25 protein-coding genes are annotated in these 24,516 nt (G+C 57.2%); 10 read left to right on the plus strand and 15 right to left on the minus strand.

Annotated elements, in window-relative coordinates; all coding sequences use genetic code 11:
• Positions 1-56: 56 nt before the first annotated feature.
• Entirely contained in the window at positions 57-1,346 is a 1,290-nt protein-coding gene (locus tag CR155_RS07620; protein WP_233214008.1) for an amidase, read from the minus strand.
• Positions 1,343-2,212 carry a Bug family tripartite tricarboxylate transporter substrate binding protein gene (locus CR155_RS07625; RefSeq protein ID WP_233214039.1) on the minus strand — a complete coding sequence of 290 codons (870 nt, stop codon included), beginning with the start codon at positions 2,210-2,212 and terminating at the stop codon, positions 1,343-1,345. Before CR155_RS07625 ends, CR155_RS07620 begins: the two co-directional genes overlap by 4 nt.
• 269 nt (positions 2,213-2,481) lie before the next feature.
• Between CR155_RS07625 and CR155_RS07630 the strand changes: the two genes are divergently transcribed.
• A complete protein-coding gene (locus CR155_RS07630; protein WP_102069394.1) occupies positions 2,482-3,384 on the plus strand; it encodes a LysR family transcriptional regulator in 903 nt (300 codons plus the stop codon).
• A gap of 132 nt (positions 3,385-3,516) precedes the next feature.
• Here CR155_RS07630 and CR155_RS07635 read toward each other — a convergent pair whose 3' ends face one another.
• Positions 3,517-4,254 (minus strand): sulfite exporter TauE/SafE family protein, encoded by a 738-nt coding sequence (locus CR155_RS07635; RefSeq protein ID WP_233214041.1) that lies wholly within the window; start codon positions 4,252-4,254, stop codon positions 3,517-3,519.
• 190 nt (positions 4,255-4,444) lie between these two features.
• On the opposite strand from CR155_RS07635, the gene CR155_RS07640 reads away from it, so the two are divergent.
• Complete coding sequence (locus CR155_RS07640; protein ID WP_102069395.1) at positions 4,445-5,338, plus strand: LysR family transcriptional regulator; 894 nt, start codon at positions 4,445-4,447, stop codon at positions 5,336-5,338.
• Positions 5,339-5,396: 58 nt separating this feature from the next.
• Here the strand turns inward: CR155_RS07640 and CR155_RS07645 are convergent, their stop codons facing one another.
• Positions 5,397-5,705 (minus strand): ArsR/SmtB family transcription factor, encoded by a 309-nt coding sequence (locus tag CR155_RS07645; protein ID WP_102069484.1) that lies wholly within the window; start codon positions 5,703-5,705, stop codon positions 5,397-5,399.
• Positions 5,706-5,804: 99 nt separating this feature from the next.
• Here CR155_RS07645 and CR155_RS07650 point away from each other — a divergent pair, with 99 nt between their 5' ends.
• The gene (locus CR155_RS07650; protein ID WP_102069396.1) at positions 5,805-6,893 is read left to right on the plus strand and encodes an NADH:flavin oxidoreductase/NADH oxidase; all 1,089 of its coding nucleotides are present in this window, start codon (positions 5,805-5,807) and stop codon (positions 6,891-6,893) included.
• Here CR155_RS07650 and CR155_RS07655 read toward each other — a convergent pair.
• From CR155_RS07655 to CR155_RS07670, 4 genes are read right to left on the minus strand one after another with little or no spacing between them, the layout of a single operon-like run.
• Positions 6,890-7,489 carry a 2OG-Fe(II) oxygenase gene (locus CR155_RS07655; RefSeq protein WP_233214010.1) on the minus strand — a complete coding sequence of 200 codons (600 nt, stop codon included), beginning with the start codon at positions 7,487-7,489 and terminating at the stop codon, positions 6,890-6,892. The two genes, CR155_RS07650 and CR155_RS07655, sit on opposite strands and share 4 nt — an antisense overlap.
• Positions 7,490-7,515: 26 nt before the next feature.
• Entirely contained in the window at positions 7,516-8,163 is a 648-nt protein-coding gene (locus CR155_RS07660; protein WP_102069397.1) for a DNA-3-methyladenine glycosylase family protein, read from the minus strand.
• 22 nt (positions 8,164-8,185) lie between these two features.
• Positions 8,186-8,830 (minus strand): DNA oxidative demethylase AlkB, encoded by a 645-nt coding sequence (gene alkB, locus CR155_RS07665; protein ID WP_102069486.1) that lies wholly within the window; start codon positions 8,828-8,830, stop codon positions 8,186-8,188.
• Positions 8,831-8,852: 22 nt separating this feature from the next.
• Positions 8,853-9,632 (minus strand): 2OG-Fe(II) oxygenase, encoded by a 780-nt coding sequence (locus CR155_RS07670; protein WP_102069398.1) that lies wholly within the window; start codon positions 9,630-9,632, stop codon positions 8,853-8,855.
• 207 nt (positions 9,633-9,839) lie between these two features.
• On the opposite strand from CR155_RS07670, the gene CR155_RS07675 reads away from it, so the two are divergent.
• Together CR155_RS07675 and CR155_RS07680 are read left to right on the plus strand one after the other, a co-directional pair.
• Positions 9,840-10,826: a diaminopimelate dehydrogenase gene (locus CR155_RS07675; protein WP_102069399.1), complete on the plus strand. Its 987-nt coding sequence runs from the start codon at positions 9,840-9,842 to the stop codon at positions 10,824-10,826.
• A gap of 33 nt (positions 10,827-10,859) precedes the next feature.
• Positions 10,860-11,120: a hypothetical protein gene (locus CR155_RS07680; protein ID WP_102069400.1), complete on the plus strand. Its 261-nt coding sequence runs from the start codon at positions 10,860-10,862 to the stop codon at positions 11,118-11,120.
• Between the two features lie 159 nt (positions 11,121-11,279).
• Here CR155_RS07680 and CR155_RS07685 read toward each other — a convergent pair whose 3' ends face one another.
• Positions 11,280-12,008 (minus strand): GntR family transcriptional regulator, encoded by a 729-nt coding sequence (locus tag CR155_RS07685; protein ID WP_102069487.1) that lies wholly within the window; start codon positions 12,006-12,008, stop codon positions 11,280-11,282.
• A 171-nt stretch (positions 12,009-12,179) separates the two neighbouring features.
• On the opposite strand from CR155_RS07685, the gene CR155_RS07690 reads away from it, so the two are divergent.
• The 3 genes from CR155_RS07690 to CR155_RS07700 are packed head-to-tail and all read left to right on the plus strand — an operon-like array spanning position 12,180 to position 15,246.
• A complete protein-coding gene (locus CR155_RS07690) occupies positions 12,180-13,166 on the plus strand; it encodes a Bug family tripartite tricarboxylate transporter substrate binding protein (RefSeq protein ID WP_102069401.1) in 987 nt (328 codons plus the stop codon).
• A gap of 21 nt (positions 13,167-13,187) precedes the next feature.
• Positions 13,188-13,985, plus strand: a complete 798-nt coding sequence (locus tag CR155_RS07695) for an enoyl-CoA hydratase/isomerase family protein (protein ID WP_102069402.1) — start codon at positions 13,188-13,190, stop codon at positions 13,983-13,985.
• A 13-nt stretch (positions 13,986-13,998) separates the two neighbouring features.
• On the plus strand, positions 13,999-15,246 hold the full coding sequence (locus CR155_RS07700; protein ID WP_102069403.1) for a CaiB/BaiF CoA transferase family protein: 1,248 nt from the start codon (positions 13,999-14,001) through the stop codon (positions 15,244-15,246).
• Positions 15,247-15,302: 56 nt separating this feature from the next.
• Here CR155_RS07700 and CR155_RS07705 read toward each other — a convergent pair whose 3' ends face one another.
• From CR155_RS07705 to CR155_RS07715, 4 genes are all read right to left on the minus strand, one after another.
• Positions 15,303-16,343: a Bug family tripartite tricarboxylate transporter substrate binding protein gene (locus tag CR155_RS07705; protein WP_233214012.1), complete on the minus strand. Its 1,041-nt coding sequence runs from the start codon at positions 16,341-16,343 to the stop codon at positions 15,303-15,305.
• A 255-nt stretch (positions 16,344-16,598) separates the two neighbouring features.
• Positions 16,599-17,177, minus strand: coding sequence for a zinc-binding dehydrogenase (locus CR155_RS07710; RefSeq protein ID WP_233214014.1), 579 nt, complete (start codon positions 17,175-17,177; stop codon positions 16,599-16,601).
• On the minus strand, positions 17,062-17,442 hold the full coding sequence (locus tag CR155_RS21005) for an alcohol dehydrogenase catalytic domain-containing protein (protein ID WP_233214016.1): 381 nt from the start codon (positions 17,440-17,442) through the stop codon (positions 17,062-17,064). The genes CR155_RS07710 and CR155_RS21005 overlap by 116 nt, the downstream gene beginning before the upstream one ends.
• Positions 17,443-17,541: 99 nt before the next feature.
• The gene (locus CR155_RS07715) at positions 17,542-18,501 is read right to left on the minus strand and encodes a Bug family tripartite tricarboxylate transporter substrate binding protein (protein WP_102069404.1); all 960 of its coding nucleotides are present in this window, start codon (positions 18,499-18,501) and stop codon (positions 17,542-17,544) included.
• Positions 18,502-18,693: 192 nt separating this feature from the next.
• Here CR155_RS07715 and CR155_RS07720 point away from each other — a divergent pair, with 192 nt between their 5' ends.
• Positions 18,694-19,632, plus strand: coding sequence for a LysR family transcriptional regulator (locus tag CR155_RS07720; RefSeq protein WP_102069405.1), 939 nt, complete (start codon positions 18,694-18,696; stop codon positions 19,630-19,632).
• A gap of 49 nt (positions 19,633-19,681) precedes the next feature.
• Here the strand turns inward: CR155_RS07720 and CR155_RS07725 are convergent, their stop codons facing one another.
• Both CR155_RS07725 and CR155_RS07730 read right to left on the minus strand, forming a co-directional pair.
• The gene (locus CR155_RS07725) at positions 19,682-20,659 is read right to left on the minus strand and encodes a Bug family tripartite tricarboxylate transporter substrate binding protein (protein ID WP_233214018.1); all 978 of its coding nucleotides are present in this window, start codon (positions 20,657-20,659) and stop codon (positions 19,682-19,684) included.
• Positions 20,660-20,702: 43 nt separating this feature from the next.
• A complete protein-coding gene (locus CR155_RS07730) occupies positions 20,703-23,024 on the minus strand; it encodes an acyl-CoA dehydrogenase family protein (protein ID WP_102069406.1) in 2,322 nt (773 codons plus the stop codon).
• Between the two features lie 238 nt (positions 23,025-23,262).
• On the opposite strand from CR155_RS07730, the gene CR155_RS07735 reads away from it, so the two are divergent.
• Positions 23,263-24,483, plus strand: a complete 1,221-nt coding sequence (locus CR155_RS07735; protein ID WP_102069407.1) for a CaiB/BaiF CoA transferase family protein — start codon at positions 23,263-23,265, stop codon at positions 24,481-24,483.
• Positions 24,484-24,516 lie beyond the last annotated feature (33 nt).

The following is a 24,516-nucleotide window of genomic DNA, read 5'->3' on the forward strand; positions in this document are numbered from 1 at the left end:
ATGCTGTGTAATTGACTGGAGCGCCCCGCCAACAAAGCGCGGCGCTCACTTCGCGTCTATGGCTGTGTCGCCAATCGCGACACGCTGGTGGCGGCGGCAAGCAGGCGCGTGTCTTCTCCAAACGCGCCGACCAGTTGAGCACCGATTGGGAGACCTGTCGGGCCGACGTCACAAGGGAACGACACGGTCGGAACATGCAGCATCGACCACAAGGCCCCGAAACGCGGGTCGCCCGCTTCCTGATGGCCGGCCTCCGCCTCCCCCGACGCTGCGGGGTAAAGCAAGCCATCGAAACCTTGCATCATATCGGCGAACATTTGTTGGCCACGCTGGACCTGCTGTCGTATCGACGCATATTCATCAAATGTAACGCCCGCCGCTGCCGTTAACCGCGTCTGCAGCCGGGTACTTAAAGCATCACGGTGCATTTCGAATTCATGCGCCAGGTTCTGGAGAGCCTCGAACATGAAAAGCCGTGGCTGTTGTATTGCGAGGGCTTCCAGCATGGCCGGAAGTCGAACAGGCACCACGCGCGCACCACTGGCTTCCAGGCGCCGGACCAGTTCTTCGATCGCACGGTGCGTTTCGGAGGAAATGTAATCCCATTGCCGCGATCGGCACAGTGCGATCTGCGGTCGTTCAATGCCGTGCCCAGCCGTCCGTGCGCCCTGCAAGCCCATGGTGAAGTACGCGGCGTCAGGCACATCGCGGGTAATGACGCCAATCGTGTCCTGCGTGTGACTTAACGTCTTGAGGCCCGCGGTACCGATGAGGCCAAAGCTGGGCTTATAGCCGATCAAGCCACAATAGAGAGCGGGGCGGACGATCGAGCCGGTGGTCTGGGTGCCAAACGCCACGGGCACCATCCCTGCGGCTACGGCGGCCGCTGAACCGCTCGACGATCCGCCAGGCGTGTGGGAGACACGCAAAGGATTGCGTGCTTCGCTCGGCGTCTGCGTTGCGAATTCCCCGGTTGCAACTTTACCCATGAGCACGGCCCCTTGCCGGCGTGCGAGCCTCACACAGGCGGCATCTGCCCGGGGTTGGTGATCGGCATAAATAGGCGAACCATAACGGGTCGGGTATTCGGCTGTATCCAGCACATCCTTGACAGCGAAGGGCACACCGCTCAATAGACCATTTTTGTACCTGCCAGCATCGACGCGAGCGGCTTCTTCCAGTGCCCTTTCGGGATCGATCGCCACGAACGCCTTGATGTCATCATTACCCGCCTCGATAATATCAAGGCGGGCCTGCACGATAGCGGTTGCAGTCGCGCAACCTTCATGCACCGCGCGGACGGTTTCCAGCACGCCGAGCCTATTCAATTGCTGAGATTGCATCATTCGACCGAGATTCCCGCTTCCTTGATCACTTTCGCCCATTTGTCGAATTCACTTTGCACGAAGGCCGTGAATGATTGACTCGATGAACCATCCGGTTCGGCGCCGAGCGTGAGCAGTTGTTTTTGTACGTCAGGTGTTTCGAGGATAGCCAAAACTTCCCTGTTGAGCCGCTGCACGATAGCTTCATCCGTACCCGTCGGCACGAACAAGCCGAACCAGCCCGATACGTCATAACCAGGCAATCCCGACTCCGCCACGGTTGGCACCTCAGGCAGCAGTGCAGAGCGTTTTTCCGTGGTGACGGCGAGTGCGCGCAACTTTCCTGATGTAATGTGCGGCAGGCATAACGGCACATTACAGAACATCATCGGAACACGACCGGGCAATAGGTCGGCCAATGCGTCACCTCCCCCCTTGTATGGCACATGTAGCATCTTGCCCTTGGTCATGGTTCTGAACAGCTCCCCGGACAAATGCATACTTCCGCCATTGCCGGTCGACGCGTAGGCGTACTCCTGCTCTTGAATAAGGGCGATGAGTTCGGACACATTTTTCGCCGGCACATCTGGGTGCACCACTAAGATATTGGCCGACTTTGCAAGATTGGTAATCGGACGAAAATCTTTCAGCGGGTCAAAACGCAAATTCTTGAACAGACTGGGATTGACCGCGTTCGTACTGGTCGGTCCCACCAGAAGCGTGTAACCATCGAGTGTAGCACGGGCGGCTATCGCAGCGCCAATATTGCCGCCTGCGCCCGGCTTATTCTGCACGATAACCGGTACATCAAGACGCGCTGAAAGGCCGTTTGCAACAATACGGGCCAGCACATCAGTTGTACTGCCTGCCCCAAAGGGGACGATCATGGTCACAGGGTGACTTGGATAAGTACCTTGCGATTGCGCAGCAATAGGCGCGAACAACAGGCCTGGTACCAGCAAAGCGCCCATTAGGCGTATTAACGAATTTCGGCGCGTGCGCATCGTACGTTTCCTTGGAAGTGATGAGCGCGGCCAGCCGATGCTGTGCGCTTTGAAAATGCAAAGTGTAGCCATGCTGCATAATGTCGTCCAATATGATTAAAGTGATTAATTAGGTCTTCTATCGACCTAATAGCTCCTAAAAGAGGATCCATATGCTTTTACAATCGCGTGCGTTGCGCGCATTCGTGGTGGTGGCAGAGGAGTTGCACTTTGGGCACGCGGCGAAACGACTGAATATCAGCCAGCCCCCTCTTAGCCAACTTATACGTCGCTTCGAGGCTCAGCTTGGCACCACTCTTTTTGTTCGAAGCACTCGCTCCGTTCAATTAACACCCGCAGGCGAGCGGTTGCAGCGTTGGACCCAGGAGCAAGCGGCGGACGGCGCCGCTTTATTGCATCAGCTACGGCGGCTCTCTGCTGGCGAAACCGGTACCGTAGAACTCGGCTTCAGCAGTTCGGTAGCCTACCGCCTACTTCCAAGGCTACTGAGCGCTTTACAGGTCCGTCGGCCAGATCTTACGATAAACCTTCAGGAAGGCCACTCGCAGAATCTGATCGAGAAAGTACGGGATTCACGCCTCGATATTGCGCTGGTGCGCAGACCCGCGGCGGCCAGCCTTGACGGCTTGCTCTTCAGGGTGGTCGAGCGTGAACCGTTTTACGTCGCCTTGCCCAGTGGGCATTCTTTAACACATAAAGCGAGCATCTCCGTCCAACAACTGGACGGACAACGTTTTATCGATTTCGAGAGCCACACCGCCACTTATTTCCGCGAGCGGACCCATAGTCTTTTCGCTCGTTATCAGATACATCCTCATGTCGTGACCGCCAGCGCCATGCCTACGGTGCTCGCACTGGTGCAGGCGGGAATCGGCTTGGCGCTGGTTCCCGCATCTGCGGAAGTTTTGTACAGTAAAGAGATCCAATATCGGCCCTTAGACGAAGACGACCCGCTGTGCGCTGTCGAACTCTACAGCGTGCGCAGGCACAGCGAAGCCAATGCGGCCGTGCTCGCATTGGAAGACGTACTCCAGAGCTGCGTAGACCTGACTTAGATGGACCCTTGAACGCCGAAACCGCAGCGCAGGCAGAAGCCTGGTTCGTCGCCGTGACTCCACCGCTACCTATCGACCGGCTGCGTGCAGCCAAGACCCAAGATTCTGCACTTGGCACTAACAGGTGTTGTGCTACAGGATATGGCGGGCAACCTGATAGGCACCTAACAAGGCAAGGCTGATAAAAAAGCATAGACGAAACAAACTTGGTGCGAGTCGCAGCCGCAATCGTTGGCCCGCATACATGCCGATCAAAGCAGGTATCAGCATGAGAAACGACGCGCCCGCCACAGCTGGTGAATAGCTATCGTTAGCCCATAAGCCAAGGGCAAGCGCCACCGTGGAAACCGTGAACGACACGCCCATAGCCTGGATCAGGTCGTCGCGCTGCAAGCCGAGCGCCTGCAGGTATGGGACGGCGGGCACGACGAAGACGCCCGTAGCCGCCGTGACGATGCCGGTCAGCCCGCCCATAAGCGGGCCAGCCCACCGTTGAGCATTGGCTGGAACAAAGAGTGGTTTGCCCAAAAACCCCCAGGCCGCATACGCGATAAGCGTCACCCCCAGTGCCGCGGACGCCAAGGCTCCTGCCGGCGCACCCAACACCGCCGCACCGGCCAGGGTACCGGCCACTATGCCCACTTGCATGCCTCCGATGCGCCGCACTATTGGCTTAAGTGTGCGCACCGGTCCCGCCTGCCAGATATTCGTGATCAGGGAGGGAATAATCAGCAATGCTGCGGCGTCGGCCGGAGGCATGAACAGTGCCAGCAAAGCCATGGAGATTGTCGGCAGGCCGAGGCCTACGACGCCTTTGACCATGCCTGCGATCATGAAGACAACCGCAACCGAAAAAGGGTGCGCGCCCATGCCAGGGAGGCCCTGAAAGCCAGAACCACCTTGCAATATCATGTCCATCAAGTATTCCAATGGAAATCTCCAGCGGCGAGACGACGCCAATGCTTACGCCGGATTCTGGAGCGGTGCGTGCATTCTGACAATCTGGCTTTCACAAAGCCTGGCTAAGGCGGCACCTTAGGCAGGGATGCTATGATTTTTCATGCGCTTCGATCTGATCGATCTCCGTCTTTTCCTGAACGTACATGAAACGGGCACCATCACAGAGGGCGCGCGTAAATCCCATATGACGCTCGCATCGGCAAGCGAACGCATCAAAGGGATGGAATCAATTTTGGGCGTGGCCTTGTTGACCCGCAGCAGACGCGGCGTCGAGATCACCCCAGCCGGCAGAACACTGATCCACCATGCCCGGGTGGTCCTTCAACAAATGGACCGTATGCGGGGTGAACTTGACTGCTACGGCAACGGAATAAAAGGGCATGTCCGGCTTCTTTGCAATACATCCGCACTTAGCGAGCATCTTCCCGAAATCCTCAACAGTTTTCTGAATATGAATCCGCAGATATCGATCGACATGGAGGAGCGGCTCAGCTTTGAGATTGCCGACGCCATCCGAAACGGCATGGGTGACATCGGGATGGTAGCCAGCTCTGCTAATCTGCAGGGACTGGAAGTCTTCCACTTTCGGCCCGATCCACTGACCCTTATTTGCGCGCGCCACCATGAGCTCGCCCAGCGCTCTTGCATCACGCTGGCCGAGGTGGCTCACCTGGAATTCGTGGGCCTGGCGGGCGACAGTGCGCTGCAGGAGCACGTTGCCTACCATGCACGCAAGAGTGGCAAAGAGCTGACGTATCGCATACGGCTGCGGGGCATTGACGCAGTTTGCCGGATGGTGGGACACGGGATCGGGATTGCGGTCGTGCCACAAGCGGCGGCGATCCGTTACGCCCGATCGGCACATATCAAGCGAATTGTGCTCACCGACGCGTGGGCATCCAGAGACCTGGTCCTTTGTGTCCGATCACTTGAAGAACTGCCGGCTTATGTCAGAAAAATGCTGCACCATATCCTGGCCTTCTGCAAAGCCTGACTGATGCCGATGAGCCCGCATGGCAGCGAACTCCGGCGGCGGCATACGGCAAAGCGTGTCATGAGTCGGTTTTCTGCGTCAATATTGCATCCAATAATCCTGGAAATCGACTTTCAATATCCGTACGGCGCAAGCTATTCAAATGTATGGTTCCGCTATTCCTGGTGAACACCAGCCCGGCTTCACGCAGCACCTTGAAATGATGCGATACGGTAGATTTTGGACGCCCCCCGTCCAGTTCTCCACACGTTGCCGCTTCGACGCGGGCAAGGTGTCGAACGATATCGAGGCGTATGGAATCGCTCAAGGCGTAGAGCACGCGTTCGAGTGAAAGCTCGCTGGCGGCGGGATGTTTGAATGGGCGCATGAGCAATATCATACACATTGCCCTATAATTATTCTAATGTTCGTATATGTTCGAACTACAGAAACAACCTGATCCTAGTATTTTCAATCGAGGCCCCTCATGTCTGCTCTCTTCCAACCCTTCAAACTCAAAGACGTGACTCTGCGCAATCGCATTGCCGTTCCACCTATGTGCCAGTACATGGCTGTCGACGGTTATATCAACGACTGGCACATATCGCATTACGCCAGCATGGCGCGTGGCGCTGCGGGATTGGTTATTGTCGAGGCGACCGCCGTATCGCCCGAAGGACGCATCACCCCGGGCTGCACAGGCATCTGGAGCGATGAACTGGCACTATCCCTTGTTCCTGTCGTGCAAGCCATCAAGTCAGCGGGTGCCGTGCCCGGGATCCAAATTGCCCATGCGGGAAGAAAGGCCAGCGCAAATCGCCCCTGGGAGGGCGACGACCATATCGCTGAAAACGATGCGCGAGGCTGGCAGACGATAGCGCCATCGGCAGTCGCGTACGGCAAGGAGCTGCCGAAACAGCCTCGAGCGATGACTCTGGATGATATCGCGCGCGTGCGTCAAGACTTTGTCGATGCTGCCAAACGGGCGCGGGAAATCGGCTTTGAATGGTTGGAGCTGCATTTCGCCCATGGTTATCTGGCACAGAGCTTCTTTTCCGCACATTCGAATCATCGTGACGACATCTACGGCGGAAGCGTCGAGAACCGTGGACGCTTTCTTCTTGAGACCTTGCGGGCGGTACGCGAAGTCTGGCCAGAAAGCCTGCCCCTGACCGTACGCTTTGGCGTCATCGAGTATGACGGACGCGATGAGCAAACCTTGATCGATTCGATAAGCCTCGTGCGCGATTTCAAAACGGCCGGTATGGACATGATCAGTGTCAGCGTAGGTTTCACGATACCCGAAACTGCCATTCCATGGGGGCCCGCTTTTTTAGGGCCGATCGCCGAGCGCGTCCGTCGCGAAGCAGACGTGCCTGTGAGCTCCGCATGGGGATTTGGTACGCCGGCGATTGCAGAGCGCGTCGTCAAAGAAGAGCAGCTCGATGTCGTCATGGTCGGGAGAAGCCATCTGGCCAACCCTCATTGGGCCTATTTCGCCGCCAAGGAACTTGCTATAGAGCGCCCCTCATGGACCTTGCCGGCACCCTACGCCCATTGGCTCGCGCGCTACTAATCGAAATAGAGCTCCAGTCCGATACGCTCGCCGCTGTGCACCCGGCTGATCGCATGCTTGTTGTTCACGCGGTAATACCCCTTCCTGCCCATGATGGGTCGCCGCGCCACCGCAATGATGGCCGCATCGCCCCGTTGCAAAGGCAGAACCATCGGCCGCGACTGCATTCGGGGGCGCTGTTCTGTCATTACGAATTCGCCGCCCGTGAAATCTACTCCCGGCTCTGACAGCAGCGCCACCAGTTGTAGGGGAAAGCGCCATGCGCCGTCATTCCGCTGCTGCAAGGCCTGATAGTCCCGCTCTCGCAGCCGGCTCATATATGACCGCGGACCGGGCAGGCCCGCCTTCCTGCTCTGTTCCTGAAAGGCATTGGAGCCGTCCGGAAAGCGCTCCTTCAGTCCAAGCGATTGGTTCCAACGGTTCGCAATCGTCGAGAGGGGCTCGTACAAGGCGGCAGGTAATGCGCCCAGCGGTTCGGGTAATACCCGCGCCCCATGCAGCAAGCCTGAAAGGATTGCATAACCGTCCTGATCCAGTTCAGCGGCAATCTCTGCCCAGTCCAGCCTGGCAACGACATCATTATTGAAAAGGATCACGGTGATTTTCCATTTCATCGAATCAGCTAGCGCGTCGGGCTTCGCCACAGATACCAGGCCGCCACGGTTCGGTAAGGGCTCCAGGCCTTGCCAATTTCGCGCATCTGGCGTGGTGTGGGTGCCCTATCCCAACCTTTCAGGCGCCGATAGCCTTCGCGCACGCCGAAATCATCCACGGGCAGGACATCGATGCGTTCCAGGCTATAGATCAGGAACATCTCGGCGGTCCAGCGGCCCACTCCCCGAAGTGACACAAGCCGCTCGATCAAATCGTCGTCCGACAGCTGCAAAGCCTGGGAGCGCGTGGGCACGATACCATCCAAGGCAGCCTGTGCAATGCCGCGAATGGTCGCAACCTTGGCTCCTGAGAACCCACAAGCCCGCTGCAGTTCCGGATCGGTGGCCAGCAGCAGCCCGGCTGACGGAAACTTCTTGTCAGGATAAAGCGCCAGCAACCTGCCCAGGATGGCGTCGCCCGCCCTGGCATGCAATTGCTGGTAGGCGACGGCGCGCACCAGCGCCTCGAACGGCTCGCGTGTGGGCTTGGGCTCATGCTGGCACGGGCCGGTAGCGGCAACATGACGCGCCCAATCCTCGTCTAGGTCGGCAAGATAGTCGGCGGCGCGCCTGTAGGCCTGCTGCGACAGTTCGGTAGCTTGAGTTTCACGGCGCACGTCTGGCCTCCAGCGACATCGCTTATCCTGCCTTGCGAAACGTGAAATTGATGCGCTGGTTCCCCAACAAAGGATGCGGCAGGTCTTTAAGCGGCAACACGCCGTGATATCGCAACCTGTCCTCGCCGCCCCAGACCGTTATGTCGCCATGCTGAAGAACAACCTTTACCGGCTTGTCGGCGCGATGATGTCCGCCAAACAAGAATACGGCGCTCATGCCCAACGATACGGATACGATGGGGGCGTCGTAGTCGCGTTCATTCTTGTCCTGGTGCAACGAGAGACGCGCGCCGGGCAGGTAGCGATTGACCAGGCAGGCGTCGGGCTCGAAATTGTCGAAGCCGGCAGCCGCGGCTGCCTCGCGCGCCATCCTTGCAAATACCGCCGGCATCGCTGGCCATGGGCGGCCGGTAGTGGGATCAATGGTTGCATAACGGTAGCCGCGCCGATCCGTTGTCCAGCCGAAAGTGCCGCAGTTGGTAAGAGCCACCGACATGGTGAATCCACCTGGGGTGATCATGTGCCGGAATGGCGAGGCCTGCTCCACGTCCTGGATGGCGGGCAGCAACTCGTCCATGAAAGGCAAGGCGAAGCCACGCAGAACAACCGCACGTTGTCCAAGGGCCTCGGGTTGACCGGTGACCGGTGCAAAGAGTTCCAAATTCATGGCGCCTCCGGTTTCTAACTCATCAATGCGCATCATGGAAAATCAGGCCCACGGTATGGCGCTGCCCACTGTGCAGTCGGCTGACGCCATGGCGCATTCCGACTTTGCGCATGCCGGTACGCTTACCCTTCACGGGACGCTGATTGACCGCGAAAACGACGCCATCGCCTTGCTGCAAGGGCACAACGTCGGCGCGTTGGTGGTCCGCGTTGTTCTCGATCATCACGAACTCGCCGCCGGTAAAATCATCGCCAGGTCGGGATAGCAAGATGGCAACCTGCAAGGGAAACACGTGATCGCCGTACAGATCCTGATGCAGGCAATTGTAGTCGCCCTTACCGTAGCGCAGCATCAGTGGCGTGGGACGTGTCTGGCCGGCAGCGTGGCAGCGCTTGAGAAACGCATGCAGGGTATCCGGATAGCGCACATCGATACGAAGCTGCTCGTTCCATCGATTGACGATAGGAAACAGATGGGGATACAACGCGCTCCTGAGTGCATCGATCAGTCCAGGTAGCGGATAGGCAAAATATTTGTACTCGCCCCGCCCGAAACCATGGCGCGCCATCACGATTCGTGTGCGAAAGCGGTCGTCCTGCGTATACAGCGCAGTGAGGTCCCTGCACTGCTGCGGCGTCAGGAGCCCGGAAAGCACTGCGTTGCCAGTCTCGTCCAGCGATTGTTCGACACATTCCCAGTTTTGCCCTCCGATCGACTGCGCGATAAGGTTCGCCAGGCTGGCCGGAAATATGCTCGATTTGACAGCGAAGCCAGATGAACGTCGAACGGCGGCGGTTTCCATCTTTTCACCCGAATGAATGGTGGAGATCCCATGAGTGTAGAAAAAAACACAGCTTTGAAAAACCCGTTACTTGCGCTTGAATCCGCCGACGCGACGTGACAGAGCTTTACCTCTACACTTCAGGGTGCAAGAAGCTGCCGGGTAAGGGTCGCCTGGCGTTCTTATATGGAAACGTTGTACGTTCAGTAGAAACCGAGGAAAACCACCATGGGTCAATCCATTCGCATTGCAATCGCCGGTTACGGCAATCTGGGGCGCGGCGTTGAAGCCGCAATCGCCAAGAATCCCGACATGCAGCTCACAGGCATTTACACCCGTCGTCCGCCTTCCCAACTGCAGCCCAGGCTCGAGGCGACTTCCGTGTATTCGATGGAAGCGCTATCCGGTCATGCCGGCAAGATCGATGTCCTGATTCTTTGCGGTGGCTCCAAAGAGGATTTGCCGCAACAAGGTCCGGAATTGGCTGCACTGTTCAATACCGTCGACAGCTTTGATACGCATGCGCGCATTCCAGAGTATTTTGCATCGGTCAACGGCCCTGCGCTCGCAAATCGCAAAACGGCACTGATATCCGCAGGATGGGATCCCGGCATGTTTTCCATCAATCGCGTCTATGGCGAAGCGCTGTTGCCGGATGGTGCGACCTATACATTCTGGGGAAAAGGGCTAAGTCAGGGCCACTCGGATGCGATTCGGCGCATTCCAGGAGTGGCCGGCGGCGTCCAATATACCGTTCCTGTCCAGGACGCATTGGAGGAGGTGCGCCAAGGCTCCCGCCCGACACTGACAACCCGGCAGAAACACACCCGCGATTGTTTTGTCGTCCTCGAACCAGGCGCCGACCCGGAGGCGGTCAAGAACGCCATCGTCACTATGCCGCACTACTTTGACGAGTACGACACCACCGTGTCCTTCATTACGGAGGAGGCGTTGCGCCGTGAGCACAATGCGATGCCTCATGGCGGGCTTGTCATTCGTACGGGCAACACGACGGAGGAAAACACACAAGTCGTGGAATACTCGCTCAAATTAGGCAGCAACCCGGAATTCACATCCAGCATACTTGTGGCCTATGCCCGGGCTGTGCATCGCATGCACCAGGCAGGCCAGTACGGCGCGAAGACAGTGTTTGATGTCGCCCCCGGGTTGCTTTCTGCCAAAAGCCCGGAACAATTACGCGCTGAAGACCTTTGACCTTGTCTAACGCGACGGAAACTCGCGCGGAGGATGACCTTCGTAGGTGGGCAGATATCCGCGCGGGATAGGCCCTTTGCGTTAGGCGCTCAATGGGTGGGCTGGCTGATGTCGCTGGCAACGGTCTGCGCCATCGGCGGACGTTATATTGCCGCGGTAGCAGTCCAACGATTTGGGCATCGGCGTGCCGTAGCCGCGGCGGGCTATTTTGTACAAGCCATCGGCTCGGCAAAATCGTGGCAATCGGGCAAGGCACCTACGCTTTTGCACCCGCATTCTTTGGTTTGCTGCTGACTGAAGCCCCAGGACAGCCGGGTTCCGTGGACAACCTGTTCTTTGCAGCGGCCGGCATACAAATGCTTGCCTCAGCGGCGTATCTGGCGTATCGCAGCCCGCGCAATCGAAGTCTTCCGACGCCGCCGGTTAACGCGCTCAAGAAGGGCACGCGACCATTCAAAGGTCAACTGCAGCTTTTTCCGCCGTGTCGGCAGCAGGTCTTAAGTGATAGGACTTCTTATTGGTCAAGTGCGCTCGGACATGCTTTTCGGCCGCTTCGGCATCACGCTCAAGCAACGCCCGAACAAAGCGTTCGTGGTCGGCAACGCCCGCGCTCCATTCATCCGGGTCCAGGTTCGATTTATAGCGCAAAGCCTGCACTTGCAGATTAAGGCGCTCGTATGCATCCGTGAGCGCAGGATTATGTGCCGCGCGGCTGATCGCCACATGCGTTCCCATACTGGCTGCAAAGTAGGCCTTGATGTCTTTGTTATGAAAGCCCTCCAGCATCCGCGCATGCAGTGACGCAATCTCATGCAGTTCCTGCTCGGTCGCGCGCTGCACCGCCTGGCGTATGGCCAGGCCTTCCAATACCGCCAGCACGTCGAAGATGTTCTCGATATCGGCCGGCGAGTGCTCGATGACCACGGCTCCGCGCTTGGGCTGGATGCTGACCAGTCCGTCGGCTGAAAGAATGCGATAAGCCTCGCGCAGCGGCGTGCGTGAGACCTTGAGTCGGTCGCAGAGCTCACGCTCATTCAGTCCAGTGCCCGGTTTAAGCGTGCCGTCCGTAATGAACTGGCGTAACTTGTCAGCCACTACCGCGGCGAGCGTCGGGTGGTGGATGGCTAGGGGATCCGGGCTTAAATCAGCGTCGCTTTTTGAGGTGAAATCAGGGTAAACCATAGGTGCATGATAGCCATAAAACAGATAACTTGGTATCTGGTATACCAAATACCACATTATCGAAACGAGTTGTCGAGTGCTCATCATAGAGCAATAGATCTTGCCACGAGGCCATCATAAGGCATCGTCTATGTGGCAATACCTCACCCAAAAAAAGACGGAGACCGGACAATGATCAAGAAAACCCTGTGCACACTGTTGGGCACCATCGCATTGACTCAAGCGGGCGTCATGCATGCCGAAGAGGCATTCCCCAGCAAGCCTATTCGTTTGGTAGTCGGTTTTGTGCCAGGCGGAGGCACCGATGTGTCCGCCCGCATTATTGCGCAGCGCCTGTCGGAAGTGATCGGCCAGCAACTGATTGTCGAAAACAAGCCGGGCGCCTCCGGCCTGATCGCGGGTGAGATGGTGGCGAGGGCGGCTCCGGATGGCTATACCTTGTTGCTGGCCAATATGCAGTCCACGGTATCGGCGCCGCATATGCTGCCTGTGTCATACGATCCGGTCAACGGATACACCGCCGTGCGCTATATCGGCTCTGTACCTAACATTCTGGTGGTGAATCCCACCAAAAATGACGTGAAATCGCTCAAGCAGCTCACCGACCTGGTCAAGGCCAGTCCCGGAAAATACACCTATGCCTCTTCAGGCATGGGCAGTCCCCAGCATCTGAGTGCGGCGCGCTTTTCACAGATTACCGGCGCACAGATGGAACACATTCCTTATAAAGGAAGCGGACAAGCTATGACCGACCTGCTGGGCGGCCAGGTGGACATGAACTTCGACACTCTGCCCGGTGCGATCGGCCAGGTCAGGGCAGGCAAGCTGCGCCCGCTGGCGGTGACCAGCACCAAGCGCGCTGCCTCGTTGCCCGATGTACCCACACTGGCTGAGGCCGGGGTAAAGGGCATGGATGTCGAGCAGTGGTATGCCGTGCTGGCACCCGCCAATGTACCGTCGGCCGTCCTGGCCAAGCTGGACCAGGCGCTCAACACGACCCTGAAGGATCCGGGCGTGTCGTCAAAGCTGGCGGAACAGGGCATGGTGGTTGGCGGAGGCCCCGATACGCCAGCCGAATTCCAGGCTTTCATCAAAAGCGAGTATGAGAAGTATGGCCGAATCACAACAGACCTCGGACTGAAGAAGAAACCCTCGTAACGAACAAGACGGAATAGCGACATGACCACAGCACTTGCACAGAATCCCTATCTTTTGGTCGACCGGGATGACACGATCGTGACCATTACGATCAATCGTCCCGAAAAACTGAATGCCTTCACCATCGACGTCTGGCGCGATCTCGGCACCGACTTCCTGGCCCTCTCCGAGGACGACACGGTGCGCTGCATCGTCCTGCGCGGCGCGGGCGAAAAGGCTTTTTCGCCAGGCAATGACATTTCCGAGTTCGAAACGTCGCGGTCGAATAAAGAGCAGGCAGTGAAATATGGGGAAGTGATGCGACGCACGATCGAAGCCATCGGCAACTGCCGGCATCCGGTTGTGGCGCAGATTCATGGCATCTGCGTCGGCGGCGGCATGGAAATCGCCAGCCTGGCCGATGTTCGAATCTGCGGGAGCAGTTCCCGGTTCGGCGTGCCCATCAAGAATCTGGGCTTGGTCATGTCCTATTCTGAACTCGCCCCATTGGTGAAACTGGTCGGACCCTCGACCGCTCTGGCCGTCTTGCTGGAAGGCACTATTTTCGGCGCCGACAAGGCGCTGGAACTGGGCGTGGTGACTCGCGTCGTGCCCGATGCGGACGTTGCGGCCGAAGCGCGACTAACGGCTGAACGCATTGCGGCTGGCGCACCACTGGTCGCCCGCTGGCATAAAAAGTTCGTACGCCGGCTGCTGGCCGGAGGCGAATTGACCGAGGCCGAACGGGACGAGGCCTTCGATTGCTTCGACACGGAAGATTTCCGTACTGGCTACCACGCCTTCCTGCGGAAGGACACGCCTGTTTTCACGGGTCGATGAAAGGAATGACAGCATGAACAAGATTGAAACTGGCGCCACACCCGGCGCGCTCGCCGGCATGCGGGTAATCGAGCTTTCGCAAATAATGGCCGGCCCCACTTGCGGAATGATGCTTGCAGACCTGGGCGCCGACGTGATCAAGGTGGAGAAGCTGGAAGGCGGCGATGATGCGCGCCAGTATCGCGACCCACTGATCAACGGCGTGTCGGCACCTTTCCTGATGCTCAACCGCAACAAGCGGGCGATCGCGCTGAACCTTAAGAGCCCGCAAGGCAAAGAGGTACTGCTGCGCATGGTGCGCGATGCGGACGTGATCACCGAGAACTTCCGCAAAGGCACCATGGAGAAGCTCGGACTCGGCTACGAGACGCTACGCAAAGAGAATCCCGGCCTGATCTATTGCGCGGTATCGGGCTACGGTCTTACTGGCCCCTACGCCGACAAGGGTGGTTTCGACCTTATTGCCCAGGGTTTTTCGGGCTTGATGAGCATTACGGGCGAGCCTGGCGGCCCGCCGCTACGCACCGGTAATTCCGTCGCCGACATCAATGCCGGGCTGTTGGCGGCGTTCGGCATACTTGCGGCATACCAGCACAAACAGAAAACGGGTGAAGGCCAGGTCGTTGAAACTTCGCTACTGGAGGCGAGCCTGCAACAATTGTATTGGCACGCGGCCATCTACTTCGGCACCGGACAGTCTCCAGGCGCCACCGGCTCCTCCCATGTGCTGACCGCCCCCTACCAGGCGTTCCCCACCGGCACAGAGTGGATCATTATTGGCGGGGCCAACGAAAAGAACTGGGTCCGCATTGCCGAAGTACTAGGTCATCCGGAATGGTGCGACGACCCGCGTTTCACACGCAATGCCGACCGCATGCAGAACCGCTCTGCCCTGGTGCAGGAAATGAGCGAGATACTCAAGACGCGCTCCGCCGAGGACTGGCTGACCGCATTCGACAAGGCCGGTGTGCCCGCCGGTCCGGTTCATTCCATTGGTGAGGCTTTGTCGCATCCTCAAACTCTGGCCCGCGGCATGATCGTGGAACAAGAACATCCGCAAGCGGGGCCGACGCACACCATAGGCATGCCCGTAAAGTTTTCGGCCACCCCGGCACAGTATCACCGCGCCGCCCCACGCCTGGGCGAAGATACCCTGGAAATTCTCGGTGAGTTCGGCTATACCGCCGCGGAAATTGATGCATTGATCGAAGCAGGCGTCGTGTGCGATGTCAACGCGGTGGCGGCCCAGTCTGCAACGTAGTATTGGAATGCGGTACGCCCGGGATTACAGGCATCGTCCAACGCCATCACCGAGTCCTATTGCGGCTGGATATTCGCCGATTTCACCACTCCGCTCCAGTATTGATGTTCCTGTGCGATGGTTACACCGAGCGCCTGAGGTGTTGCGTAACTGACTTCTGACCCTTGCTTGGCCAGGCTGGCCTTTAATGCCGGTTCGGCCAGCACAGCTTCAAGCGCCGTCGACAGCGTGGCAATCACCTCCGGAGGAACCCCTTTGGGAGCAAAGAGGCCAAATACATTGTCAGCCACCACGTTCTTTACGCCGGCCTCCGCCAATGTCGGCACATCGGGCAACAAGCTGACGCGCGAAGTCGATGCCACCGCCAGGTATCTGATCTTGCCTGCCTGCACCATGGGCATGGAGCCCGTTACGCTATCGAACATCATCGTCGACGAGCCATTGGCCACGTCGGGCAAGGCCTGGACACTGCCCTTATAGGGAATATGCATTACGTCCAACTGGTTGCTCGCGGCAAACAACTCAGATTCCAGATGTGACAAGGTACCCGTCCCTTGGGACGCGAAGTTGTAATTGCCCGGCTTGTCCTTCAGATAGGCAATCAGTTCACTGACCGTTTTGACCGGCAGGGACGCCGGTACTACCAGCGCATGCGGCGCAAAACCGACCTGGCCGATGGGTACAAAATCCTTGAGCAGACTCACCTCCTGTTTGGGGTAGATCGCGGCGGCTATCGCCTGATTCGTGGTGGCAGCCAGGTAAAGGTTGTAGCCGTCGGTTTGCGCGCGCGCGGCAGCCGTCAATCCGATCGCTCCGCCGGCACCAGGCCGGTTCTGCACCACAACGGTTTGACCCAGCTTGTCGGAAAGGCGGTGTCCTACCGCACGCGCCAAGGCATCCGTCGCGCCCGCAGGAGGAAACGAAATAATGACTTCTATCGGTCTTTCGGGATAAGCGGCATTGGCTGCGACTGCCATGGCCAAACTACCGGCCAGGGCGACACCCCTAATCGCCTGCAAAACTGCGCTGCGTCGTTTGGCCACAACAGCGAACGCTGGGGAGCCAACGGATTTTGCGTAGGCATATATTACTTTCATAGCGACTTCTTCCTTGATCATGAGCTTGACTGACAAAAATGACCCTTATGCTTTAAGCAAGACGCATGCCAGGTTTTCAAGCGGGTGTCAGGATCACAGCGGAGCGATATGGAAAGGAATTTTGATGGAGAAAGCCGCGCCGAATAACGCTATGCACCCATCCGAACCGCAGCGCGCGGGATGCGAACCATAGAGGTGCCATGATGCTGCGCACCTCTGTGGAGCATGAATCACGCAACCGCTGTCCGCAGTCTTCTATTCGTTATGCAACCTGCGCGCGCAATCCAGTACGACATTGCCCGCTACACTGCCACGTTCAACGGCCTCGTGAGCATCGGCAATTTCATCCAGGGTATAACGTGGACCAATATTATGGACAAGACGCCCTGATTCAAGCAATTGCGACAAACCTTCTACCGCGGAAAGCCGTTCACCGGGCGCAAGATCATAAATGAGAAAGAAGTGCAAACGGATGGATTTGAAAAGCCACGCGCCGAAATCAATTGGAATTTGACCGCGGACATTCGAACCATAGCAAACAACGGCGCCATGTTCGGCAACCGCGTTTTGTGATACCAGATGGGTAGTACTTGAAAAATCCATATCGACGACGATGTCGACACCACGGTTGGCCGTAAGCGACAAAATCCGGGTCGCGACGTTATCTTTCTTGTAATCCACAATGTCGTCTATGCCGAGATCGGTAGCCAGCCTGGCTCTATCCGCAGAGCCTACCGTACCGATAACACGGGTGATCCGGCAGCAACACCGCCTGGTTTGACGGCAACGCAATGTACTCGGCAGCGGTGCCCATAGCGCGCAGCCACTGTCCATTCCATACCCATACCCTTTTGCCGATGCGTGACGGTGATACATTGCTTCCGACTTTATCGATAATGCCGGAGCCGTCGCTATGGGGCACGACAAACCCTGACTTGACAGGGCGGCTGCCGCCGCGGGATTTGACGTCTGAGGGATTGACGCCCGATACAGCCAACCGCACCCTGACGTCGTCCCGACCGGGCTCGGGGGTGGGGAGTTCGCCGACTTCCAGTACGTCCCGAGCTTTTCCGTTTTTCGAATACCAGGCAGCTTTCATTGGCCAATCCCCTTGTTGTGAAATGCCAGCGCGACCGAACACAAATGACCATTCCCTACGTTGTTGGCATTCCGCGATAGCGTGCTGCCGCGTACGGCGCTAGTTGATTGATATTTTTTGCGTCTCGATCACATTGCGCCATTTAACGGTCTCGTCGTTAGTGAACTGCTTGAATTGCGCCTGGTCCATGAACTCCGGTATAAGCCCCATCGTGGAAACGACGGTCTTCATCTCTTTGTCTTCGGCGATTCGTCGAATTGCTTGCATAATTTGTTGTTGTACATCCGCCGGGGTGGATGCGGGAACGAAGAAACCGAACCAACTGCTGGATATGACGCCTGGTGCTACTCCAGATTCCTCCACCGTCGGGAGGTCCGGTGCCTCAGCAATGCGTTGCTTAGTCGTAATCGCAAGCGCGCGGATTGACCCGTCTTTCGCGTATTTCATCGACTGCATGGTATCGAAGTAGGCATTGACCTGGCCTCCCAGAAAATCGGCAATGGCGGGTCCCGTTCCTTTATAGGGCACCTGTATGACATCAATACCCGTCTTCGTGGCAAAAAGCTCAGCGGCAAGGTGTGGGCTTGATCCTACGCCGGATGAAGCGAAACTCAAATGTCCCGGATTCTTTTTAGCGTATTCAACGAGCTCTTTCACATTGGTCGCGGGCACCGAGGGATGGACATATAAAACATTGGGTGCGAGCGCGACGAGTGCCAGTGGCACCAGCGACTCCGGGTCGTAGGGCATCTTCTTCAGAAGCAGTGGATTCGTCACCATGCCGACGCTTCCCAGCAAGACGGTATAGCCATCGGGTGCGGAGCGTGCCACATTGCCAGCGCCTATGGCAGAGCCAGCGCCTGGCTTGTTTTCCACGACAACAGGCTGTTTCCAGGCGGCGGCCAGTTGCTCGGCATAGCGGCGGGCCAAATTATCAGTCAGGCCTCCCGGTGAGTACGGAACCACCAATTGCACCGGTTTCGTTGGGAATTCTGTTGCGCCTGCAGATGCCGTCAATGACGCAGCGAGGGCCAGTGAGCCCAGTATTCTATTGAACATTGTCTTTCTCCGATTTGAGCGTAAGCCACTTATAATGGTTGGCTGCTTAGTGTGGTCTCGTTGGCCTTGAGTGGCCGCGATGGATCAGTAAATCGGATTATTCCGATCTCCGAAATCTCTCTTGCCCAGTATACGAGGCACTACCCGGGGCATCAGCCATGCGCCACATAAACCAGAATTGCACTTAGTGATATGTCTGATCCATTAAAAATACAGTGGGACCTGAACCGCTTATTAATCTTCGTGACGGTCGCTAAAAACGGCAGCCTCAAATCCGCTGCGACGACTTTGGGCATGCCACAGCCAGCCATAAGCCGCCAGATAGCCAGGCTGGAAATTGAATGCAAGGGCCGGCTGTTTGATCGCACCGGCCGGGGCATGAGCCTGACAGAACTCGGGGCGCGCATGCTCCCTCAGATCGAGCGTGTACTAAGCGAGTCGGAAGCCCTGACCAATCAAATTACAGCAACGGGCGGTTTACCATTCGGCGATGTCAGGATTGCAGCACTTCCGTCGCTTTACTTAACCTTGATGGTTCCGGTTTTCTTTCTGATGCGCAAGCGTTTCCCGGGTATACGCCTACACTTTTTTGAAGGATCTGCGGGCCAGATTGATCAGTGGCTCGTCACCGGGCACGTCGATATCGGACTGCCCTATCGCTATGGGGCCACCATGATTTCGGACGGTGAGCCGCTGATTTCAGCGGATTCGTGCCTTGTAGGCCCAGCGGGGGACAAGCTTACGCTTAACCCATCGGTGCATTTTTCGAAGCTGGATGGGCTGCCTCTGATTCTTCCCAGTGCACCTAGCGGCGTCCGATCCACGCTCAATAAACTCGCGCGTAAAAACATGGTCACGCTGAACGTGATCGTCGAGGCCGATTCGACGCAGCTCCAAAAGGCTATTGTTGAAAAAGGCGGGGCTTATACGGTACTGCCAAAGTTGGCCATTGCCAGTGAACTGAAAGGCGGGCAACTGCAGGCAGCAAGAATCATAGAGCCGGTCATCGAGCGGACAATAATTTTGGCAACGACCTCCGCACATCCACCTTCGTATGCCGCGCGTTCCGTTGCACAAGCCATCCGTGAGGTCGCCGCTTCCTCAGAGGTGCTGCAGGTCTCCTGTCATTGACCCTGTTCGCCGGCAACGTAACGCATGCGGCGAACAGGGCCATGGCGCGCTATTCTATTTTTGCGCCGGAAAGCTCAATCACTTTCTTCCATTTTGCTTGTTCGTCCTTGACCAGCTTATTCATCTCTTCGACGGAGTTTCCTTCTGGAAGCAGACCGGCTTTGAGCATGCGTTCCTTTGTTTCAGGCTCGGCAAGCACCTTGTTCATTGCGGCATTCAATCTATCCAATATGGGCTGCGGTGTGCCGCCCGGGGCGCTCAGGTAATTGACAGGCGATGAGTCGAAACCCGGCAACGTTTCCGCAATAGTCGGTACGCCGGGTAGGCTATCCAACGGCATTGGTGTGGCGACGCCCAGTACTTTAAGGTCTCCGGATTTAATATAGGCCTGGTAAACCGTGAGGCTGTCTATGGCCATTTCCACCCGCCCACCTATAAGGTCCTGAAGCGCGGGACCAGTCCCACGATACGGTATGTGATCGATTTCCACCCCCGCCATTACCTTCAACAGCTCGCCCGAAAGATGGCTTGATGCGCCAATACCTGCACTGGCGAAGCGTATGCCGTGCGGATTCTTCTTGGCCTCTTCGATAAGTTCTTTCACGCTGTCCGCCTTGACGCTTTTATTGACCACAAGCACGCTTGGCACAATGGCGATGCGCGACACTGGCGCAAGGCCGGTGTTGGGATCGTACGGCAGGCTTTTCATCAGGAACGGATTCGTAAGTTGCGGTCCCGGGGTCGTGTAAAGCAGCGTGTACCCATCTGGTTTCGCCTCGGACACGATCCGTGCGCCAATTGTGCCGCCGCCGCCGGGCTTGTTGTCAACAATAATGCTCTGCCCGAGTTCCGCCGCAAGCGGCTCACTGACCATCCGTGCTGTCACATCAGCACCGCCTCCGGGAGCGAAAGGGACAATAAGCCTAATGGGTTGATTGGGGTAATCATTGGCAGCCTGAGCTTGAACGCTCCCTGCAGCAACTGCTCCAATTGCGAATGCAAACATGATCTTTTTAAATGGGTGCATAGTTATGTCTCCTCGAGTTTTCCTGCTGTGATGGGCCTGATGATCAAGAGGGCAAGCCGAGGACCAGCTTCGCAAGAATATTGCGCTGAATCTCGTTTGTCCCGCCGTAAATTGTTGTAATGGCCGAGTTATACAGCCTGCTGCATGGCGTGATTTTCGTATCGCCTATCACTATCGCTGCCGCATCGCCGCCTTGTTCCTGCGCCGCTTCGACCACCTCCATCGCTATGCGTGAATACGTTTCAGTTGCCCAGATTTTCAGTAGCGATACACTTGGCGGCAAAGATTCACCGCGTTTCACGATGTCGGCGTAGCCGGCATATAGCGCCTGAAGATCCGCCACATCAAGCATTGAGGCGGTATAACTGTCAACAAACGCCTGGTCATCGAACAATGCACACTGTTCGGCGACCAGCCGGAGCTGATTCAATGCATACCTTGCCTGATTGGGGCTGCCGACAAAAATTCGTTCGAAGTCCAGAAGTGCTTTCGCAATGGTCCAGCCTTCATTCAATTGGCCTACAAGGTTTTCCTTGGGCACTCTGACCTTATCGAAAAACACCTCGCAGAACTCTTCTTCGCCGCCTATGTTACGTATGGGGCGCACCGTTATGCCTGGCGTCTTCATGTCGGCCAATAGAAAGCTAATCCCAGCCTGTTTCTTGACGTCTTTGTCGGTGCGAACAAGCATGAAGATATGCGTGGCATCCTGAGCAAGCGTGGTCCAGATTTTTTGGCCGGTTACTACAAAGTGGTCGCCATCTAGGATCGCTTCAGTACGCAACGACGCAAGATCGGAGCCTGCATTGGGTTCGGAATATCCCTGGCACCAGACGTGATCGCCCGCAAGGATCCTGGGCAAGTACTTTTTTCGCTGTTCGTCAGTGCCAAATTTGATCAGGACGGGCCCAATATTGATGATGCCCTGGTCGGGTGTTCGGGCTACACCATAAGCCTCCATCTCTTCGATGAACGCAATCAGCTTATCCGGTTCAAGACCCATACCACCATGCTCGCGCGGCCAGGCGGGCGCTATCCACCCTTGCCTGGATAGCGCCAGATACCAGTCCTTGAGATCCGGCCAATGCAGTCTTTGTGGAGGATTACGTAGTTCCGCCGGATAGTTCAACCGGAGGAATTGCCTCGTCATCGCACGGAACCCTGATTCCGACATGGCATTCCAGTCGTTGTCTGCGGGAATGGTGAAATCGCTGTCTTGTTCTTGCCCCGACCCGGCTGCGGCCGTGGCGGATCCCTCGAACGCCAAGCGTCTATTCTCGCGTACACCACCCAGCCAGCTGGTCAAATGCAGGGCGCGCTTCAAATAAAGACCGATATCGAGCTCGTCGGTATATCCGATGGCACCGTGCAATTGAATGGCCAGGCGGGTCATGTGCAATGCCGCATGCGCGCAGCGTGCCTTCACCCGAGCGCAGCGTGCACCGAACCCGGGATAATCATCCTGTACCTGAGCAAAGAACTCTTTCAATACGGCCGTAGCCAATTCGACTTGTAGGTAGGCATCGACCATGCGGTGCTGCAGCGCCTGATTTGCACCGATCGGCTTGCCGAACTGAACGCGGGTTTTCAGATAGTCCAATGTTGCGTTGAACGCGTGTCGCGCAATGCCAAGCAGTTCAGCCGCCTGTACAACGCGGGTGTTATTGTTGGCCGTTTCGATTGCCAGTACAACGTCCTTGCCCTGACCCAGAAAATTGGCTGCCGGCACGGTGGCGTTTTGAAAATGCAGGGTGGTCGCCAGCGATCCGTCCACGCGGAATGTGGCCGTGCCAACGGCTCCCTCAGTCGTGGCAGGCATCCAGTAAACCGCGTGGTCATCGCCAGTGCAGGTGATGAGCCAGCCATCGGCCTTGCCAGGATAAGCCCAGCGCTTTGTGCCAGATATCGTCGCCGTATCGGCATCGGTGGTGGCCGTAGCTCTCCATCCATCGTCAGCCCCGGTATTGGGCTGCTCCTGCCACGCAAGGCCGGCGATAAGCCGGCCGGCGGCAATGTCCCTCAGCAGTTGATCGCGCAACGCCGATACCGGCAGTGCCAGCAGCACGGATACGGCCTGGATCGCCGAAGCAATGTAGGGCTCGGGCAATGGATGGCTCCCAACTTCCATCGCAATGGCGGTTGCCGGGCCGAGGCCCAGACCCAACCCACCCAGCGACTCGGGAATCAATATGCCGGTCCATCCTGCCTCTGCGATTTTTTGCCAGACTTCACGGTCATAACCAGGTTCGGTGTCGCGAAGATCCCGAATCCGGGATATGGGTGACACCGTAGTCAGAAAATCTCGTGCGCTATCGCCGAACGCTTGCTGCAATTGCTGCATCTCTTCGTAGGTGGTGTGTTGCATGGCTGGCCTTCGTTTTTGGTATGTCAATGCTTGGGCAGTGTAGGAGCAAATATGACGAGCGGCTAGCTCATCAGTACACAATCCAGAATTGCGAATTCGGTCAACTTAGCGCGAGATGCAGGTATGGGCATATCTGCATTGCATGCGCGCCTATGGCGGATGATGGAACGTTGACCTAGACTCTGCCTTATTGGTGGCTCTCAACGATCAGAGGCCATACGCATATCAGGAGAAATGAGTGTTGCCATTGTTGTCACATATTCGTGTTCTGGATCTTAGCCGGGTTCTAGCTGGGCCCTGGAGCAGCCAGATTCTTGCCGATCTTGGCGCGGACGTCATCAAGGTGGAGCGCCCGGGACGAGGAGACGACACTCGAGCGTGGGGGCCTCCCTTTCTTAAGCAGGCCGACGGTACCGACACAGAAGAAGGCGGCTATTTTGTCGCAGCAAATCGAGGCAAGCGTTCAATCACGCTAGACCTTCAAACTCCTGAAGGCCAGGAAATCGTTCGCAGACTGGCTGCGGAAAGTGATGTGGTGCTGGAAAACTATAAAGTAGGAACGCTCGATCGACTCGGCCTGGGCTATAAAGATCTATCCAAAATCAATCCAGCGCTCATTTACTGCTCGGTAACGGGATTCGGCCAAACCGGCCCCCGAAGCACCCTTCCCGCGTATGACTTCCTGATTCAAGCCATGGGCGGATTAATGAGCGTCACCGGCGAGCGCGACGACAAGCCTGGGGGCGGCCCTCAAAAAGTGGGGGTTCCCATTGTGGACCTGGTGACCGGCGTATATGGTGCGCTGGCGATACTCGCAGCAATCGTAGGACGCAACGAAACAGGCAAGGGCGATCACATCGATTTGGCCATGCTGGATGTACAGGTCGGTTTACTGGCTAACCAGGCCATGAATTACCTGCTATCGGGTAAAACGCCCAAACGCACCGGCACCGCGCACCCCAATATACAGCCCCAGAGAATATTTGATTGTCAGGATGGACAAATCGTTCTGGTGGTGGGAAATGACGGGCAATTCTTGGCACTCTGCGATGTGATCGGGCATCCCGAACTGAAGGGCGACGAGCGTTTTTCAAGCAATGGCAAGCGAGTCCGCAATCAGGCAGAGCTGGACCCGATACTGGACGCCGCCTTTGTATCGAAAGACAGGGAATACTGGCTACGCAAACTGGAAGATGCTGGCATCCCCGCCGGCCCGATCAATAGCATTCCGGAGGTGTTCAACGAACCGCAAGTCATCCATCGCGAGATGCTGCGCTACCTACCTCATCCCCTGGCCGGTCAGGTACCTCAAGTCATGAGTCCGCTACGATTTGCCAACTCGAAAATGAAGGTGGACACGCCTCCACCTCTGCTGGGTCAGCATACGGCCGAGATTCTGGGTAGCCTTGGCTTCTCGGAAGGCGACATCACCAACCTACGTAACAAGAGCATTATCTGATCCAGCCTGCGCAGGCCGGATGGACGAATGGAA

This window comes from Pollutimonas nitritireducens, assembly GCF_002849615.1.
Taxonomy (GTDB): Bacteria; Pseudomonadota; Gammaproteobacteria; order Burkholderiales; family Burkholderiaceae_B; genus Pollutimonas; species Pollutimonas nitritireducens.

What these genes read in the sequence shown, in the direction of transcription:
- CR155_RS07725 (WP_233214018.1), bottom strand. Translation starts at nt 20,659, where the DNA reads ATGCACCCATTTAAAAAGATCATGTTTGCATTCGCAATTGGAGCAGTT.
- CR155_RS07695 (WP_102069402.1), top strand. Translation starts at nt 13,188, where the DNA reads ATGACCACAGCACTTGCACAGAATCCCTATCTTTTGGTCGACCGGGAT.
- CR155_RS07645 (WP_102069484.1), bottom strand. Translation starts at nt 5,705, where the DNA reads ATGCGCCCATTCAAACATCCCGCCGCCAGCGAGCTTTCACTCGAACGC.
- CR155_RS07675 (WP_102069399.1), top strand. Translation starts at nt 9,840, where the DNA reads ATGGGTCAATCCATTCGCATTGCAATCGCCGGTTACGGCAATCTGGGG.
- CR155_RS07620 (WP_233214008.1), bottom strand. Translation starts at nt 1,346, where the DNA reads ATGATGCAATCTCAGCAATTGAATAGGCTCGGCGTGCTGGAAACCGTC.
- CR155_RS21005 (WP_233214016.1), bottom strand. Translation starts at nt 17,442, where the DNA reads ATGAAAGCTGCCTGGTATTCGAAAAACGGAAAAGCTCGGGACGTACTG.
- CR155_RS07720 (WP_102069405.1), top strand. Translation starts at nt 18,694, where the DNA reads ATGTCTGATCCATTAAAAATACAGTGGGACCTGAACCGCTTATTAATC.
- CR155_RS07635 (WP_233214041.1), bottom strand. Translation starts at nt 4,254, where the DNA reads ATGGGCGCGCACCCTTTTTCGGTTGCGGTTGTCTTCATGATCGCAGGC.
- CR155_RS07705 (WP_233214012.1), bottom strand. Translation starts at nt 16,343, where the DNA reads ATGAAAGTAATATATGCCTACGCAAAATCCGTTGGCTCCCCAGCGTTC.
- CR155_RS07710 (WP_233214014.1), bottom strand. Translation starts at nt 17,177, where the DNA reads ATGGACAGTGGCTGCGCGCTATGGGCACCGCTGCCGAGTACATTGCGT.
- CR155_RS07680 (WP_102069400.1), top strand. Translation starts at nt 10,860, where the DNA reads ATGACCTTCGTAGGTGGGCAGATATCCGCGCGGGATAGGCCCTTTGCG.
- CR155_RS07630 (WP_102069394.1), top strand. Translation starts at nt 2,482, where the DNA reads ATGCTTTTACAATCGCGTGCGTTGCGCGCATTCGTGGTGGTGGCAGAG.
- CR155_RS07730 (WP_102069406.1), bottom strand. Translation starts at nt 23,024, where the DNA reads ATGCAACACACCACCTACGAAGAGATGCAGCAATTGCAGCAAGCGTTC.
- CR155_RS07700 (WP_102069403.1), top strand. Translation starts at nt 13,999, where the DNA reads ATGAACAAGATTGAAACTGGCGCCACACCCGGCGCGCTCGCCGGCATG.
- CR155_RS07670 (WP_102069398.1), bottom strand. Translation starts at nt 9,632, where the DNA reads ATGGAAACCGCCGCCGTTCGACGTTCATCTGGCTTCGCTGTCAAATCG.
- CR155_RS07690 (WP_102069401.1), top strand. Translation starts at nt 12,180, where the DNA reads ATGATCAAGAAAACCCTGTGCACACTGTTGGGCACCATCGCATTGACT.
- CR155_RS07685 (WP_102069487.1), bottom strand. Translation starts at nt 12,008, where the DNA reads ATGGTTTACCCTGATTTCACCTCAAAAAGCGACGCTGATTTAAGCCCG.
- CR155_RS07715 (WP_102069404.1), bottom strand. Translation starts at nt 18,501, where the DNA reads ATGTTCAATAGAATACTGGGCTCACTGGCCCTCGCTGCGTCATTGACG.
- CR155_RS07640 (WP_102069395.1), top strand. Translation starts at nt 4,445, where the DNA reads ATGCGCTTCGATCTGATCGATCTCCGTCTTTTCCTGAACGTACATGAA.
- CR155_RS07625 (WP_233214039.1), bottom strand. Translation starts at nt 2,212, where the DNA reads ATGATCGTCCCCTTTGGGGCAGGCAGTACAACTGATGTGCTGGCCCGT.
- alkB (WP_102069486.1), bottom strand. Translation starts at nt 8,830, where the DNA reads ATGAATTTGGAACTCTTTGCACCGGTCACCGGTCAACCCGAGGCCCTT.
- CR155_RS07650 (WP_102069396.1), top strand. Translation starts at nt 5,805, where the DNA reads ATGTCTGCTCTCTTCCAACCCTTCAAACTCAAAGACGTGACTCTGCGC.